Source organism: Microbacterium salsuginis, assembly GCF_012524205.1.
Lineage (GTDB): Bacteria > Actinomycetota > Actinomycetes > Actinomycetales > Microbacteriaceae > Microbacterium > Microbacterium salsuginis.
In genome coordinates this window covers 24,193-39,569 of record NZ_JABACI010000004.1, presented here as the reverse complement: position 1 = coordinate 39,569, position 15,377 = coordinate 24,193, and the positions used below count along the sequence as shown (strand labels likewise).

14 protein-coding genes are annotated in these 15,377 nt (G+C 70.3%); 10 read left to right on the top strand and 4 right to left on the bottom strand.

What is annotated here, in order from left to right:
* The first annotated feature begins 21 nt into the window (after positions 1–21).
* The 3 genes from HF576_RS12095 to HF576_RS12085 are packed head-to-tail and all read left to right on the top strand — an operon-like array spanning position 22 to position 2,784.
* Positions 22–1,122 carry an ABC transporter substrate-binding protein gene (locus HF576_RS12095; protein ID WP_168913089.1) on the top strand — a complete coding sequence of 367 codons (1,101 nt, stop codon included), beginning with the start codon at positions 22–24 and terminating at the stop codon, positions 1,120–1,122.
* A 29-nt stretch (positions 1,123–1,151) separates the two neighbouring features.
* A complete protein-coding gene (locus HF576_RS12090; RefSeq protein WP_205835225.1) occupies positions 1,152–1,985 on the top strand; it encodes an ABC transporter ATP-binding protein in 834 nt (277 codons plus the stop codon).
* Between the two features lies 1 nt (position 1,986).
* Complete coding sequence (locus HF576_RS12085) at positions 1,987–2,784, top strand: ABC transporter permease subunit (RefSeq protein ID WP_205835224.1); 798 nt, start codon at positions 1,987–1,989, stop codon at positions 2,782–2,784.
* Between the two features lie 21 nt (positions 2,785–2,805).
* Here the strand turns inward: HF576_RS12085 and HF576_RS12080 are convergent, their stop codons facing one another.
* The 3 genes from HF576_RS12080 to HF576_RS12070 all read right to left on the bottom strand — a co-directional run bounded on the left by HF576_RS12080 (position 2,806) and on the right by HF576_RS12070 (position 6,440).
* Positions 2,806–3,252, bottom strand: coding sequence for a MarR family winged helix-turn-helix transcriptional regulator (locus tag HF576_RS12080; RefSeq protein WP_168913088.1), 447 nt, complete (start codon positions 3,250–3,252; stop codon positions 2,806–2,808).
* Positions 3,253–3,321: 69 nt separating this feature from the next.
* Positions 3,322–4,695: an FAD-dependent oxidoreductase gene (locus HF576_RS12075; RefSeq protein ID WP_168913087.1), complete on the bottom strand. Its 1,374-nt coding sequence runs from the start codon at positions 4,693–4,695 to the stop codon at positions 3,322–3,324.
* Entirely contained in the window at positions 4,692–6,440 is a 1,749-nt protein-coding gene (locus tag HF576_RS12070; RefSeq protein ID WP_168913086.1) for a dihydroxy-acid dehydratase, read from the bottom strand. The genes HF576_RS12075 and HF576_RS12070 overlap by 4 nt, the downstream gene beginning before the upstream one ends.
* A gap of 120 nt (positions 6,441–6,560) precedes the next feature.
* Between HF576_RS12070 and HF576_RS12065 the strand changes: the two genes are divergently transcribed.
* Together HF576_RS12065 and HF576_RS12060 are read left to right on the top strand one after the other, a co-directional pair.
* On the top strand, positions 6,561–8,006 hold the full coding sequence (locus HF576_RS12065) for an aldehyde dehydrogenase family protein (protein ID WP_168913085.1): 1,446 nt from the start codon (positions 6,561–6,563) through the stop codon (positions 8,004–8,006).
* 99 nt (positions 8,007–8,105) lie between these two features.
* The gene (locus HF576_RS12060) at positions 8,106–9,230 is read left to right on the top strand and encodes an NDMA-dependent alcohol dehydrogenase (RefSeq protein ID WP_205835223.1); all 1,125 of its coding nucleotides are present in this window, start codon (positions 8,106–8,108) and stop codon (positions 9,228–9,230) included.
* A 4-nt stretch (positions 9,231–9,234) separates the two neighbouring features.
* On the opposite strand, the gene HF576_RS12055 is transcribed toward HF576_RS12060, so the two are convergent.
* Entirely contained in the window at positions 9,235–10,053 is an 819-nt protein-coding gene (locus tag HF576_RS12055; protein WP_168913084.1) for an IclR family transcriptional regulator domain-containing protein, read from the bottom strand.
* 142 nt (positions 10,054–10,195) lie between these two features.
* Between HF576_RS12055 and HF576_RS12050 the strand changes: the two genes are divergently transcribed.
* From HF576_RS12050 to HF576_RS12030, 5 genes are read left to right on the top strand one after another with little or no spacing between them, the layout of a single operon-like run.
* On the top strand, positions 10,196–10,657 hold the full coding sequence (locus tag HF576_RS12050; RefSeq protein ID WP_168913083.1) for a MaoC family dehydratase: 462 nt from the start codon (positions 10,196–10,198) through the stop codon (positions 10,655–10,657).
* Positions 10,654–11,574, top strand: coding sequence for an SDR family NAD(P)-dependent oxidoreductase (locus HF576_RS12045; RefSeq protein ID WP_425522995.1), 921 nt, complete (start codon positions 10,654–10,656; stop codon positions 11,572–11,574). Before HF576_RS12050 ends, HF576_RS12045 begins: the two co-directional genes overlap by 4 nt.
* A gap of 2 nt (positions 11,575–11,576) precedes the next feature.
* Positions 11,577–13,256 carry an AMP-binding protein gene (locus HF576_RS12040; protein ID WP_168913082.1) on the top strand — a complete coding sequence of 560 codons (1,680 nt, stop codon included), beginning with the start codon at positions 11,577–11,579 and terminating at the stop codon, positions 13,254–13,256.
* Entirely contained in the window at positions 13,253–14,134 is an 882-nt protein-coding gene (locus tag HF576_RS12035; protein ID WP_168913081.1) for an amidohydrolase family protein, read from the top strand. The genes HF576_RS12040 and HF576_RS12035 overlap by 4 nt, the downstream gene beginning before the upstream one ends.
* Complete coding sequence (locus tag HF576_RS12030) at positions 14,131–15,309, top strand: acyl-CoA dehydrogenase family protein (protein WP_168913080.1); 1,179 nt, start codon at positions 14,131–14,133, stop codon at positions 15,307–15,309. The genes HF576_RS12035 and HF576_RS12030 overlap by 4 nt, the downstream gene beginning before the upstream one ends.
* The last annotated feature ends 68 nt before the right edge of the window (positions 15,310–15,377 follow it).

Below are 15,377 nucleotides of genomic sequence, written 5' to 3'. Positions count from 1 at the left end.
GATCCGACACAGGAGTCAGATATGACCACGGCAACCGCACACCCGGCAACCCGGTCTCGCCGGCGCATCATCCGCACCGCGGCGGCACTTCTCGCCGCAGGCGCCCTCGCTCTGAGCGGCTGCGCCGGCGGCACGCCCGACACCGCCTCCGCCGGCGGAGGCGACGAGCCCGCCGAGCTGAAGCCGATGACGGTCGTCACCTTCCTGCCGCTGGAGTCCTTCACGTTCACCCCCGAGATGTTCGCGTACTCGGGCGGCTACTTCGAGAAGCACGGCCTCGATGTCGAGCTGCAGCCGGTGCAGGGCACCTCCGCCGCGATCCAATCGCTGCTCGGTGGCGCCGCCGACATCACGCGCGCCAGCACCGTGGACGTGTTCCCCGCCATGGAGGACGGGCAGCCGATCCGGTCGGTCGGCACGATGGCGTACAAGTCGAACCTGCGCATGGTGTCGGTGGAGGACGCGCCGATCGAATCGCCCGAAGACATGGAGGGCAAGACCATCGGCATGGGCTCAGTCGGCGGCACGAGCGAGAAGATTCTCGACCTCACGCTGGGCGCTGCCGACATTCCGCAGGACTCGGTGACCCGGCAGGCGGTTCCCGTCACGGCCGCGACACTCGAGGTGGTACGTCAGGGTCAGCTCGACGGCTACATCGTGAGCCTGGACACGTCGATCGGAATCGGCGCGCAGAACGACGATGCGGTGATCGACGACGCAGGTCTCAGCGAGGCCCCCGACATCCAGACCTGGCTCACGACCGCGTCCAACATCGAGGACCCGCAGAAGGCGGAGAACATCCAGGCCTTCCTCGCGGCCATCCGGGAGGCGGTGCAAGACGTCATCGACGACGCCCCGAACGACTTCGAGAACGTGCTGAAGACGCTGCGCGACAGCGGCGACTGGGCATTCCCCGCACTGGAGGACGACGCGGTCGCAACCGCGGCGCTCGAGGTCTACACCACCGAGACGTGGGTGGACCAGTCTGGTGAGGCGAGCCTGCTCGAGAACAACCTCGACGCGTGGCAGGCGACCTATGACGCCTACGTCGACGCCGGCATGCTCGAGGGCGGACAGGACCCGACCGACTGGATCACTGACGAGCTGCTGCCCGCGGAGTGATCCTCATCCGACGAAGAGAGGCCCCCACCTTGAGCAACGACACTCTCGCTCCGCCCGTGACCGACACCGAGGTCGACCGTCCCATCCCACGGCTGCAGATCCGCGGGATCGGGCGGGACTTCCACACCAAGGCCGGCGTGACCCACGCGGTGTCGGGCATCGACCTCGACATCAGGATCGGCGAGTTCGTCGCCCTGATCGGAAGATCCGGATGCGGCAAGACGACGCTGCTGCGCATGATCGGCGGCCTGCTCGCGCCGAGCAGCGGCACCATCGCCGTGGACGGCCGTCAGCTGTGGCGCGACGGCAGGGTCGAGGCATCCGCCGTCACGCGGCTCGGGTTCGTGTTCCAGGAGAGCAACCTGTTCCCGTGGTTCAGCGTGCTCGACAACATCGCGCTGCCGCTCAAGATCCGCGGCGTGCGCAAGGCGGAGCGGCGCGCACGCGCCGCCGAGCTCGCGGGCCTCGTGGGGCTCGCGGGTTTCGAGAACTCGTACCCGCGTGAGCTCTCGGGCGGGATGCGGCAGCGCGCCGCCATCGCCAGAGCCCTCAGCACCGAGCCCGATCTGCTGCTCATGGACGAGCCGTTCGGGGCGCTGGACGCGCTCACCCGTGAGCGGATGAACCTCGAGCTGCAGCGCATCGTGCTGGAGACGAACTCGACGGTGGTGTTCGTCACCCACGACATCCCCGAGGCGGTGTTCCTCGCCGACCGCGTCGTGCACCTGACGCCCCGGCCCGGACGCATCCGGCAGATCCTGCCGGTGGACTTCGAGAAGCCCCGGACGGTCGACCTGCAGACGACGCCCGAGTTCAACGACATCGTGCGTGCCCTCCGGCACGACCTCGACGAGGAGGAATGACGTGCCGCGCACCCGCATGGCCAAACTGCTGCCCTGGATCGTCACGCCGTCGCTGGTCATCCTGCTGATCATCGCGTGGCAGCTGTTCGTCACGATCAGCAACGTCAACCCGTTCGTCTTCCCGCCGCCGGCGGACGTCGGAGCGGCGTTCGTGACGCTCGTCACCGACCCCGCCACGTGGGAGGAGGCCGGGATCACGGTCATCGAGATCCTCGCCGGGTTCTCGATCGCCGTCGTCCTCGGGATCATCGTGGGCGTCGTGCTCGGCAAGCTCCCGTGGCTCGAGGTCAGCATCCGCCCCCTGATCGTGATCGCGCAGGTGGCGCCCAAGGTCGCGTTCATCCCGCTGTTCGTGATCTGGTTCGGGTTCGGCATGACCTCGAAGATCCTGCTGGCCGCGCTGCTGGCGTTCTTCCCGGTCATGCTGAACGTGCTGCTGGGGGTGCGCTCGGTCGAGCGCGGCCAGCACGAGGTGATGACGAGCCTCAACGCGACGCGCGCGCAGACGTTCACGCAGCTCGAGCTGCGCAGCCTGCAGCCCTACCTGTTCGCCGGCATGGAGGTCGCGATCGTGCTGGCCACCATCGGCGCGATCGTCGGCGAGTACCTGGGCGGCAGTGAGGGGCTGGGCGCCATGGTCGTGCGCGCGATGAACTCTCTCGACGCGGCGCGCACGTTCGCCCTGATCCTGCTGTTGTCGCTCATCGGCCTCGTGCTGTACCTGATCGTCAACGAGGCCAAGCGCTTCGTGATCCCGTGGCACGAGTCCGTGTACGGTCTGCGCACCGCGACGGCCTGAGCAGCCGATCGAGCCGTCTGGTCAGCTCTTCTCCGCGAGGGCCGGGGTCCCCGAGCGCAGGGCGTGGCGTACGCGACGCAGATAGTCCGCGAACGCCGCGCCCTCCTCGTCGGTGAACTCGCTCATGAGCAGCTGCTCGAGCTCGTCGACGCGAGGCCGCGCCTGCGCGATCGCCGCGGCCCCGGTGTCGGTGAGGTAGAGCAGCAGTCGCCGGGCGTGCTCCGGGTCGCGCTCGCGCCGCACCAGGCCCGTCTCCAGCATCGGGTCCATCGTCTGCGCCATTGTCTGCGCGCGCACGAACGAACGTCGCGCCAGCTCCGAGCTGGTGATGCCGGGCCGGCGCTCCAGCACCGTGAGCGCCGTGTACTGCGCGGTCGTCATGCCGGCCGCGGCGCACGCGCCCTCGATGTACGGGCGCAGGGCGAGCTCCACCTGCTTGATGACGTATGTGAAGTTGGTGTGTTCCATCCGGCCCCTTCGCCCCCGCGTTCAGGGTAACGCCGGGTGCCGCTCTCCGCGTGATCTCAGCGCGTGATCTCAGCGCGTGATCTCGACGGGCTCGGCCGCCTGCACCGGCAGGCTGCTGCCGAGATAGGCGCCGTCGCGCTCGAGCCGTCGCTGCAGCTCGGCGACGTCGACGGCCGCGGATGCCCCGTTCCCGGCCAGTGCGAGATCGGCCGCGGTGCCGGCGGCCTGGCCCATGACGAAGCAGGGACCGGTGACCCGGCCGGAGGACTGGCCGAGCTGCGTCATCGACGCGCAGCGGCCCGCGACCAGCAGGTTGTCGACACCCTGGGGCTGCAGCATCCGGAAGGGGAGCTGGTTGTAGCCGCGGGAGTCTGCCGGCGCGAAGCGGAACTCGACGTCGCCCTGCACGTGCGCCTCGACGGGCCAGCCGTTGACGCCGATGGTGTCGTCGAAGTCGGCGCAGCCGAGAACATCGTCCTCGGTGAGCTGGTACGGGCCGACGATGCGCCGGGTCTCGCGGATGCCGATCTGCGGCGCGATGTCGACGACGTACGAGTCCTGGAACCCGGGCGTCACCTGCCGGATGAAGTCGAACGTCTCGCGCACCTGGCGCCGCCCTTGGATCTCGCCGAGGGTCAGCTGACGCACGTCGGTGCCGTCGATCGCCGAGCCGTCGTCGTTCGAGAGCTGCGTGAGGTTCGAGCGCCACTCGAGCGGGTTGCGCTGCGGCCGCACGATCGGCTTCTTGCGGGGGAAGCGGTGGGTGCCCGCGGCCTCGGCGTCTTCCATCAGGCGCCGGATGGTCTTCCAGGCCTCGCCGGCCTCGACGAAGTCGACGCCGTTGATGCGGAACATCAGGGACGGATAGAGCAGGTGCGGTGACCGCTCGAACGGTGCGCCGGCCCAGGCAGCGACATCCCCGTCCCCGGACGCGTCGATGAAGAAGCGCCCCCGCACGACGCCCGCGCCCGACTTCGACTCGACGACGACGCCGGCGAGGCGCGCGTCGTCCATGACGACGCCCTGCACGCTCGCGTGGAAGAGCAGGTCGGCGCCGCCGGCGAGCACCAGGTCGTCGGCCGCGATCTTGTAGGCCGAGATGTCGAACGCCTGCGCCATGATGCGATTGTCGACCGACAGGTGCGGCGCGTTCAGTCCGTCGAGCTTCTCGAGCCGGTCGAGCAGTTCGTCGGTGTAGCCGCGGATCACCCGCACGTCCTCGCCGTAGACGCGGGCGTGCAGGCCGCAGAACGTGCTGAGGCCGCCCATCGTGCCGGCGCCGCCGAGGAAGCCGTACCGCTCGATGAGCAGCGTCGAGCGCCCCGAGCGCGAGGCGGCCGTGGCCGCCATGATCCCGGCGGGGCCGCCCCCGATGACGACGACGTCGTACTCGCCGAGGACCGGAACGTCACGGGCGGGAAGGTGGACGGTGGGGTCGCTCATCGGGTTCCTCCTGCGGTGGCTGCTGTCGACGTGAGGGATGCCTCGCCCGTGCCGGGATGACACGCGCTGCTGGGCCGGGGGCACAGCACGGCCCCGCACGCGAGGGGCTGCACCAGCTCGCGGTACTGGTCGAGATAGCCGCCGCCGGTATCGAGGTCGGCGGGCGGTGCGAACGGCGCGCGCGCCGCCAGTTCCTCGGGACTCACGAGCAGATCCACGGTGCCCGCACCCAGATCGATGTCGATCACGTCGTCGTCGCGCAGGCGACCGAGCGGTCCATCGGCCGCGGCCTCGGGGGAGACCTCGCCGATCGTGACGCCCTGGTTGACGAGGCCGCTGAACTGGCCGTCCGTGACCAGCGCGACGCTCTGTGCGAGGCCCTTGGCGTGCAGCGCGAAGATGAACGCCGACGTCAGCCCCATCCCCGGACCGCCGGAGACGCCGATGCCCCGGATCACCGCGACGTCGCCCGGGCGCAGGCGTCCGTTCGAGATGGCGGCGATGGCCTCCTCGCGGTTCGCGAACACGCGGGCCGGCCCGGTGAAGCGCTTGCGCCCGGTGTCGGGAACAGGCCGTTTGGCGACGGCGCCGCCGGGGGCGAGCGTGCCCCGCAGCACGGTGATGGCAGGATCGGTGCCGAACGGGTCGGCGACCGTGCGGATGATCTCGCCGTCGGCGGGGCGGGCGCCGGCGGCGTTCTCGGCGAGGGTGCGTCCCGTGATCGTCAGCTGGTCCCCGTCGAGCAGAGGCAGCAGCTCCCGGATGATCGTCGCACCGCCGCCGGCATCCTCGAACTCCTCGACGAGTCGCGGCCCGTTCGGGCGCACCGAGCACAGCAGCGGCGTCTGCCGGCCGAGCTCGCGGTAGGTCTCCCACACGTCGATGTCGACGCCGGCCTCGACGGCGACCGCCTGCAGGTGCTTGATCGTGTTCATCGACCCGCCGATCGCGAGCATCACGCGGGCAGCGTTCCGCACCGAGCCGGCGGTGATGATGTCGCGGGGGCGGATGCCGTTCTCGATGGCCGACATGAGCGCCGCGGCCGACCGGCGCACGGCATCCCACATGCGCTCGCTGTTCGCCCGCACCGGCGTGGATCCGGGTACTGCCATGCCGAGCGCCTCGGCTGCGATGTGCATCGAGTTCGCGGTGGCCAGCCCGGCGCAGACGCCGGGGCCGAGGATCGCGTCGTCGGCGAGCTCGGCGAGGTCGTCCCTGGCCTCACCCGTGACGGCGGCCTGCGCAGCGAGCAGGAACACCTCCTCGACGTCGGCCTCGCGGCCTTCGGCCAGTCCGCTGTGCTGGTAGCCGCACGCGATCACGACGGTCGGGATGTTCAGCCGTGCCGCCGCCATGAGGTGCCCAGGCGTGGTCTTGTCGCACGAGCTGAGGCAGATCATGGCGTCCAGCCGCGCGCCCTCGACGACGGCCTCGATGTCGTTCACGATCAGGTCGCGACTGGGCAGGATATAGCGGCCCGCGCGCCCCACGCTCGTGACGAAGTCGGACGGCGCCGTGGTGCGGATCTCGAACGGCAGTGCGCCGAGCGCGCGCAGCTCCTCCTTGAGCACGGGCACGATGTCGTCGAGGTGCGCATAGCAGGCCGCCAGATCGGACGACGTGTTCACGATCGCGATCTTGGGCTTGGTCAGCTCGTCGGCGCCGATGCCGAGCGCCTTCCACTGAGCCCGCCGGGCGATTCCCAGCGCGGAGGTGTCGGACATGTTGCTGCGCAGGTGCGTCATCGCATCCTCATCGTCGTCGGCGAACGTGCGCGGAGGAGACCGCTGTCTTCGAGTGTACGCATTGCGGTCGCGTGGTCGCAATGCGTGACAAGGTCGGAGGGGCGGTGTTAGCCTGACGCCGTGCCCGAAGCAACGCAGGTTCAGGAACGCCTTTTCGCCGCCGGAGAGTTCTCGGAGTCGACCGGCTCCCAGCTGATCGCCGTCGAGAATCCCTTCGATCGATCGCTCATCGGCCATGCGCCCGACGGCACCGCGGAGGATGTCGATCGGGCGGTGCTCGCCGCCCGCGCGGCGTTCGATCGCGGTCCCTGGCCGCGTCTGTCTCCGGCCGAGCGCGGGGACTGGATCGACCGCCTCTCCGACGAGCTCGAGGCGCGTGCCGCCGAGACCGCCGCTTTCGTCACCGACGAGATCGGGCAGCCGATCTCGGTCGCACGCTTCATGAACGGCATGCGGCCCGTGCAGCACCTGCGCTACTACGCGCGCCTGGCGCGCGGGCTCGAGGGCGAGCAGGTGCGCCCGAACGTCGACCGGGACGGGTCGTCGCTGCACCTGCGGCAGCCGCTCGGCGTCGCCGCGCTCATCGTGCCGTGGAACCACCCTCAGTCCTCGACGACGCTCAAGCTGGGACCCGCGCTGGCCGCCGGATGCACCGTCGTGATCAAGCCGGCCGCCGAGTCGCCCCTCGACATCTTCAACCTCGCGGTCGCCGCGCAGACGATCGGACTCCCGCCCGGGGTCATCAACGTCGTCTCGGGCGGCGCCGAGACCGGCCGTGCGCTGGTGGCGCACCCCGGCGTCGACAAGGTCGCGTTCACGGGTTCGACCGCCGCCGGCCGGCACATCGCCGCGACGGCGGGGGAGCGGCTGATCCCCGCCACGCTCGAACTCGGCGGCAAGTCGGCCGCGATCATCCTCGACGACGCCGACCTCGAGCAGGTGATCGCCGGCCTGCGGGTCGCCTCGTTCGCCAACACCGGGCAGAACTGCGTCTCGCTCTCACGGGTGCTGGCTCCGGCATCCCGCTACGGCCAGATCGTGGACGCGCTGGTCGACCTCGCGCGCGACCTGCGGATGGGAGACCCGCAGGATGCCGCCACCGAGGTGGGTCCGCTGGTCTCGGCACGCGCGCTCGCACGCGTGTCGGGCATGGTCGAGCAGGCGCAGGCCGACGGTGCGACCGTGCTCGCCGGCGACACCGCCGCCCCGAACGACGTGGGACACTTCTTCGCCCCGCGCATCATCACCGATGCCGCCCCCGACAGCATGATCGCGCAGCAGGAGATCTTCGGGCCGGCGATCACGGTGCACCCGTACGCCGATGTCGACGACGCGATCCGTATCGCCAACGCGACGCGCTACGGCCTGGGCGGTGCGGTCTTCAGCGCCGACGAGGACGCCGCGCTCGCAGTCGCGCGGCGCGTCCGGACGGGATCGATCGGCCTGAACGGCTACCGGCCCGATCTCGGTTCACCCTTCGGCGGCGTGAAGGACTCGGGCCTCGGCCGCGAGTTCGGACCTGAGGCGATCGAGAACTACCGCGAGAGCACCTCGATCTTCCGCTGAGTCCGCCTCCGGTCGGGATCGCCCTCGACGTGGCATGTCAATTACAGGTAACCTGATAATGAGCGACGACGCTCACCCGCACTGCTCCGAAGGAGGATCATGCCCATCACGTCCCGCGCCGCCATCGTCCGTCAGGCTCCTGGGGAGTTCGAGATCGCCGACGTCGAGGTCGGCGATCCGCGGCAGAACGAGATCCGCGTGCGCATGGTCGCGGCGGGCATGTGCCACTCCGACTACCACATGATGACCGGCGACAGCGTGGCCGGTCATCTGCCCATGGTGTGCGGGCACGAGGGCACCGGCATCGTCGAATCCGTCGGGCCCGACACCCCCGGCTGGGAGGTCGGCGACGCCGTCGTGTTCACCTGGATCCCCAGCTGCGGCAAGTGCCGCTGGTGCACCACGGGCATGACGAACCTGTGCGATCGCGGCCGCTACCTCCTCGCGGGTCACCGCTTCGACGACGAGGACAGCTACCGCTTCGCGTTGCCGGACGGCACCCCGATCGGGCAGATGTGCCAGGTCGGCTCGTTCTCGCAGTACACGCTGGTGTCGGTGGACTCGGCGATCAAGCTGCCCGAAGGCTCCGACCTCGAGAAGATGTGGCTGCTGGGCTGCGGTGTCGGCACGGGGTGGGGGAGCGCGGTCTACGCGGCTGAGACCCGGCCCGGCGACGTCGTGATCGTGATGGGCATCGGCGGCATCGGCATCAACGCCGTGCAGGGCGCCCACCACGCCGGCGCGGTGTCGGTCATCGCCGTGGACCCCGTCGAGTTCAAGCTCGAGAAGGCGCTCCAGCTCGGGGCGACGCACGCATTCGCCACGATGGACGAGGCCGCCGACTACGCGCGGTCGGTCACGAACGGGCAGGGCGCCGATCGCGCGATCGTCTCGGTCAGCGTCGTGGAGGGTGCGCATGTCGCCCAAGCGGTGTCGGCGATCCGCAAGGGCGGCGTCGTGGTCGTGACGGGCATCGCGCCCGACAGCGAGACGAGCATCCCGATCAGTCCGCTCGAGCTCACCCGCTATCAGAAGCGCATCCAGGGCACGATCTACGGGCACGCCAACCCGCGCGCCGACGTTCCGCGCCAGATCCAGATGTACGACGCCGGCCAGCTCAAACTCGACGAGCTCATCACGCGTATGTACACGCTCGACGAGATCAACGAGGGCTACCGCGACATGGTCGAAGGACGCAACATCCGCGGCGGCATCCGGTTCTGAGGGATCAGCCGACGGCGCCCGCGACCGCGGTCCGGTGCAGGTGCGGGTTCGCGCCGAGGTAGCCCTGCGCGATGCGCTGGGCGGCGGTGCGCAGCAGCGGCACCGCGTCGCGGGCGAGGGATGCCTCGTCCTGGCGCACGGTCGTGGACGAGACGCCGACCGCCCCGACCGCGGTGCCGCTCACGAGGATCGGCACTGCGGCCGCGACCATGCCCGGATTGAGCTCTTCGATCGAGATGTCGTAGCCGCGCTCGCGCACGAGCCGGATCCGGTCGCGGAACGACGCGGCGTCGGAGATCGTGTGCGGGGTGTGCGGCTCCCAGTCGATGAGCGGCAGCGCTGCGTCGAGGGCGGCGTCGTCGAGCGCGGCGAGGAGCACCTTGCCGATGGCCGTCGCGGAGGCCGGCAGGCTCTCACCCACGCGGACCGAGCCGGGCAGCGGCCGGTGGTCTTCGACTCGGGCGACGTGGATCACGTCGACGCCGCTCAGCACCCCGAGGCTGCAGGTCTCGCGCAGCTGCTGCACGACGTCCTCCATCGCGGGCCGGGCGATCACCGGCAGCGACGAGTCCGCGAAGTAGGCAGCGCCGAGTTCGAGGATGCGCGGTGTCAGCCCCCACACGCCCCGGTCGCCGCGCACATAGCCGAGGTGCTCGAACGTGAGGAGGATGCGGCGCACGACCGGGCGCGGAAGGCCCGCCCGCGCCGCCACTTCGCCGGCCGACAGCTGCGGGGGGCGGCCGTCGAAGACGCGGAGCACGGCGATGCCCCGTTCGATGCTCTGCACGCGGTCGCGTGAACGATCTGTACGCTCTGCGGTCACGGCCTCATCCTAGGCGGCCGCCGCCGGCTTCCATGTGGTGGAAAGGAACGGGTGCGCCGGCGTGCTGTTTCAGGTAACCTGAGAATCAAGCCGACGAGGGCTGCGCGCGCTGCGCGACGCGAGGATGCGAAAGAGGAGTGTCATGACCGCTACGGCTGTCTCCGTGACGATCGACGAGTTGCCCGATCTCGAGGGGGCGACCTTCGGTCCTTCCAGCTGGCGAGAGATCACGCAGGACGAGGTGAACCTGTACGCCAAGGTCTCGGGCGACGACAACCCCATTCATCTCGACGCCGACTTCGCGGCATCCACGCCGTTCGGCACACGCATCGCGCACGGGCTGCTCACCCTCAGCCTCGTGGTGCCGCATATGCGCGAGATCTTCAAGGTCACGGGCGTCGGCATGGGCATCAACTACGGCATGAACCGGGTGCGCTTCCCTGCGCCGGTCCCCGTCGGCGCGCGCGTGCGCGTGCACGGCCACATCAAGTCGGTCACCGACATCGGGGGCGGCTGGCAGGTCGAGGTGCCGGTGACCTTCGAGATCGAGGGCGTCGAGAAGCCGGCCTGCGTGGCCGAGCTCGTCCTGAGGTACTACAAGTGAGCGCCCCGCTACCCGAGGCCGAAGTGAGGCTCGACGGGAAGGTCGCGATCGTCACGGGGGCCGGCCGCAGCCTGGGCCGCGCGTACGCGCTCGCTCTCGCCGGTGCAGGGGCTGCCGTCGTCGTGAACGACGTCGACGCCGAGACCGCGGCGCAGACCGTGGCCGACATCCGCTCCGCCGGCGGCCGTGCCGTCGCGTCGGTCGGACCGGTCGGACCCACCGAGACGGCGGACGCGCTCGTCGCTGCGGCGGTGGACGAGTTCGGCCGGCTCGACATCCTGGTCGCGAACGCCGGCGTGCTGCGCGACCGTGTGCTGTGGAAGATGGGCGACGACGACTTCGACGCCGTCATCGCGACGCACCTACGCGGATCGTTCACGTGCGGCCGGGCTGCGGCCACCTATCTCCGTGAGCAGGGCGAAGGCGGGCGGATCATCCTGATCGGGTCGCCCGCGGGTCAGTTCGGCAGCTTCGGCCAGACCAACTACGCCACCGCGAAGGCAGGCCTGGTCGCGATGGCCCGCACGTGGTCGCTCGAGCTCGCGCGCGCCGGCATCACCGCCAACACCGTGGTCCCGACCGCGCTGTCGCCGATGACGGCGACCATCCCCGCCTACGCCCAGGTGTACGAGGACTACGTCGGGGGTGCCCCGATCCCGGTCGAGTACCGGCGCGATCACGCGCTCGGAACCCCCGAGGACGTCGCCTCGCTGATCGTGTGGCTGGCGTCGGATGCCGCGGCCGACGTGACCGGACAGGCCATCGGCATCGGCGGCGACCGGCTGACGCTGTACGCGCACCCGGCGGTGCTGCGTACGCTCGATCAGGACGGGGGCTGGAGCCCGGAGCAGATCGACGAGGCCTGGCACGGGCAGCTCGCGGCTCAGGCGCAGCACTCGGGTCCTTCGAAGGGCTGAGCATGCGCGGACATTACGCCGACCTGTGGCAGGCGGTCGCGCGCGCTCTGCCCGACCGCACCGCGATCCGCACGATCGACGGCGAGACCTGGACCTACGCCCGCTTCGCCCGCGAAGCCGGCGCGCTGGCCGGCACGCTCGCCGCACGCGGGGTCGTGCCGGGCGACCGGGTGGCGATCCTGCTCTACAACCGCCCCGAGTTCCTCATCACGTTCTTCGCCTGCCTGGCCGCAGGCATCACGCCGGTGCCGCTGAACTTCCGGTTCCGGGCGGCGGAGGTCACCGCGCTGCTCGACGACTCGCAGGCGAAGGTCCTCATCCATCCGACCTCGCTCTCGGGCGTCGCGGCGGAGGCCGTCGAACGGGCCGCGGCGGATGTCACCCTGGTGGCCATCGTCGACGATGCGACGCCGCCACCCCCCGGCATCCCATGGACCGAAGCCGTCGCCGGCGAGGACCCGCTCCCCGAGGCCACGCCCGACGGCACCGAGCTGTGGATCTACACCGGCGGCACGACCGGACGACCCAAGGCGGTGCGCTGGGACGAGCAGGACATGTTCGAGGTGCAGATGTTCGCCACCTATTCGCTCAGCGATCTGCCGTGGCCGCAGACGCTCGATGAGGCAGTGGCCGTCGCGAGCGATCCGGCGACACCGCACATCGTCAACCTGCCGCTGGCGCCGTTCATGCACGGCACCGCGCTGACCACGTCGATGAACACGCTCACCCTCGGCGGCACCGTGCTGGTCACGTCTTCGGCACGGCTGGATGCCGAGGCCGCGCTGCGCTTCGCGAACCAGGCCGCCGCGACGCGGGTGATCGTCGCGGGGGATGCTGTCACGATCCCGCTGGTCGAAGCTGCCGAGCGGCTCGGGGTCGGCCTGCCGACCGTGACGTCGGTGATGAGCTCGGGCATGCGCTTCAGCCCTGAATCGAAGCGCCGGCTCCACGCCCTCGGCGACCTGTCGATCTTCGATCTGCTCGCCTCCACCGAGGGCGGCGGTTTCGCCGTGACGACCACGACCGGCGTGGACGACCTCCCTGGGCGTCCGCGGCTGTTCCCGACCGCTGTCGTGCTCGACGAGCATCGCAACGAGGTGCAGAACCGGCCCGGGTCGCTCGGAGTGCTCGCCCAGCGCGGCGCCCTGCCGCTGGGCTACCACGGTGATCCCGAGAAGACGGCCGAGACCTTTCCCGTGATCGACGGCGTCCGCCACGTCGTGCCGGGCGACTGGGTGCGGGTCGAGGACGACCTGCACATCGAGTTCCTCGGTCGCGGCAGCGGCGTCATCAACACCGGCGGCGAGAAGGTATACCCCCTCGAGGTCGAGGAGGCGCTGCTCACGCATCCCGCCGTCGCGGACGTCGTGGTGCTGGGTGCACCGGACCCGCGGTTCGGCGAGATCGTCACCGCCGTCGTCGAACGCGCCGACGACGTCTCGGCCGATGAGCTCCTCGCCCACGTGGACACCCTGCTGGCCGGCTACAAGCGCCCGCGGCACATCCTGTTCCGCGCGTCGATGGACCGCACGCCCACCGGAAAGGTCGACGTCGGCAGCCTGCGCGCCGAGGTCGTGGGCGACCGCGCCCATCAGGACCGCGCCCATCAGGACCGCGCCCATCAGGACCGCGCTATCAAGGACACCGCCCTCAAGGACACCGCACAGAAGGGATCCGCATGACCGGCCTCGAGCGCATTCGCGCGATCGACACGCACGTCCACATCCAGGTCGACGACAGCGGCCGCTTCGGCGCGTCGCCCGAGCAGCGCGAGGCGATGGACCGCTACTTCGGCAGCTCCGAGCCGGTGCGCACCGTTGACGAGACGGCGCAGTACTACCGCGAGCGCGACATGATGGCGGTGGTCTTCACGGTGGATGCCACCACCAACTCCGGGCACGCCCCAAACAGCATCGACGACATCGCCGCCGGCGCCGCCCGCAACGCCGACACGCTCATCGCGTTCGGCTCGGTCGACCCGCTGCAGGGCGAGGCCGCGATCGACGAGCTGCGCCGGCAGGCCTCCGAGCTGGGAGTCCGCGGATTCAAGTTCCATCCCACCGTGCAGGGGTTCGATCCCTCCGAGGAGCGCTTCATCCCGCTGTTCGGCGCCATCGAGGAGCTCGGGCTGCCCATCGTCGTCCACACCGGCCAGACCGGTGTCGGTGCCGGGGTGCCCGGAGGACTCGGCCTTCGCCTGAGCCTGTCGAACCCCATGCTGCTGGACGACGTCGCGGCGCGGCATCCGGGACTGTCGATCATCATGGCGCACCCGAGCGTGCCGTGGCAGGACGAGGCGATCTCGATCGCCACGCACAAGGCAAACGTCTGGATCGATCTCTCGGGCTGGTCGCCGAAGTACTTCAGTCCCGCCCTCGTGCGCGCGACCCGCACCTATCTCAAGCGCAAGATGCTCTTCGGCTCGGACTTCCCGGCGCTCACGCCGGATCGGTGGCTGCGCGACTTCGCGGGTCTCGAGCTGCCCGAAGAGGTCGAGCGGCTCGTGCTGAAGGAGAACGCCGTCCGGCTGCTGGGTCTCGACGGGGCGGCGCCGGCATGACGAGCCCCGCGCTGGAGTATCCGGGCGATCTGCTGGGGTTCGCCGACGACCTCGCGCCGGCCGAGCGGGCGAAGCTCGCACGACTGCGCGCCTACCTCGACGAGAACGTGCGGCCGGTGCTGGTCGAGCGCTGGGAGAGCGGCGAGTCGCTCGCCGACTTCCGCCGGCCCCTGGCCGACCTGCATCTGCTCGACGATCCCGAGCTGCTCGGCGCGAACGGCCGCCTGCGTCCGCTGTACCGCGGGTTCGTGACACTCGAGCTGTGCCGGCTCGACCTCGCGATGTCGATCACGTACGGCGGCCAGGTGGGCATGTTCCGCACGCTGATCCACGCGGGCGGGAGCCCGGAGCAGATCGCGGCCTGGGATCCCAGCATCCTGGATTTCTCGTTCACGGGATGCTTCGCCCTGAGCGAGCCCGACCACGGATCCGATGTCGCCGGCGGCATGTCGACCACGGCACGACGCACCGAGGACGGGTGGGTGATCGACGGCGCCAAGCGCTGGATCGGCAACGCCACGATCTCGGACAACATCGTCGTCGTGGCGCGGGAGGAGGGCGGGGATCGCGTGCTCGCGTTCGTCGTCCCCTCCGGCACGCCCGGCGTCGAGCGCTCGGTCATCCCGCACAAGGGCGCGGCGCGCATGGTGCACAACGCCGACATCCGGCTGGACGGCGTCGTCGTTCCCGAGGAGCGCCGGCTGCCGCGGATCGAGAGCTTCCGCGACATCAACCGGGCCTTCCGCTCGCTGCGCGCCGACATCGCGTGGAGTGCGGCGGGCATGCAGCTGGGGGCGTACGCCGCGGCGGTCGAGTACGCGCAGCGGCGCGAGCAGTTCGGGCGCCCGATCGCAGGATTCCAGCTCATCCAGGACAAGCTCGTGCGCATCGTCGCCAACATCGCGCAGACGCTCGCGCTCGCGGTGCGCACGACCACGCATCCCATCGACGATGACGTCTCGCCGAGCCTGATCAAGCTCGTCGCGGCCGACCGGCTGCGCGAGTCCGTGGCGCTCGCGCGCGAGATCGTCGGCGGCAACGGCGTGCTGCTGGATCACGACGTGGTGCGCTTCTTCGCGGATGCGGAGGCGATGTACACCTTCGAAGGCACACGTGAGGTCAACACCCTGATCGTCGGCCGCGCCCTGACGGGGCACAGCGCCTTCGTCCGCTGAGTGGAATCCTGCGGGTCGATCCGGCGGGATCTCTTGATTTGCTTTTCAGGTTGCCTGATAATGATGTC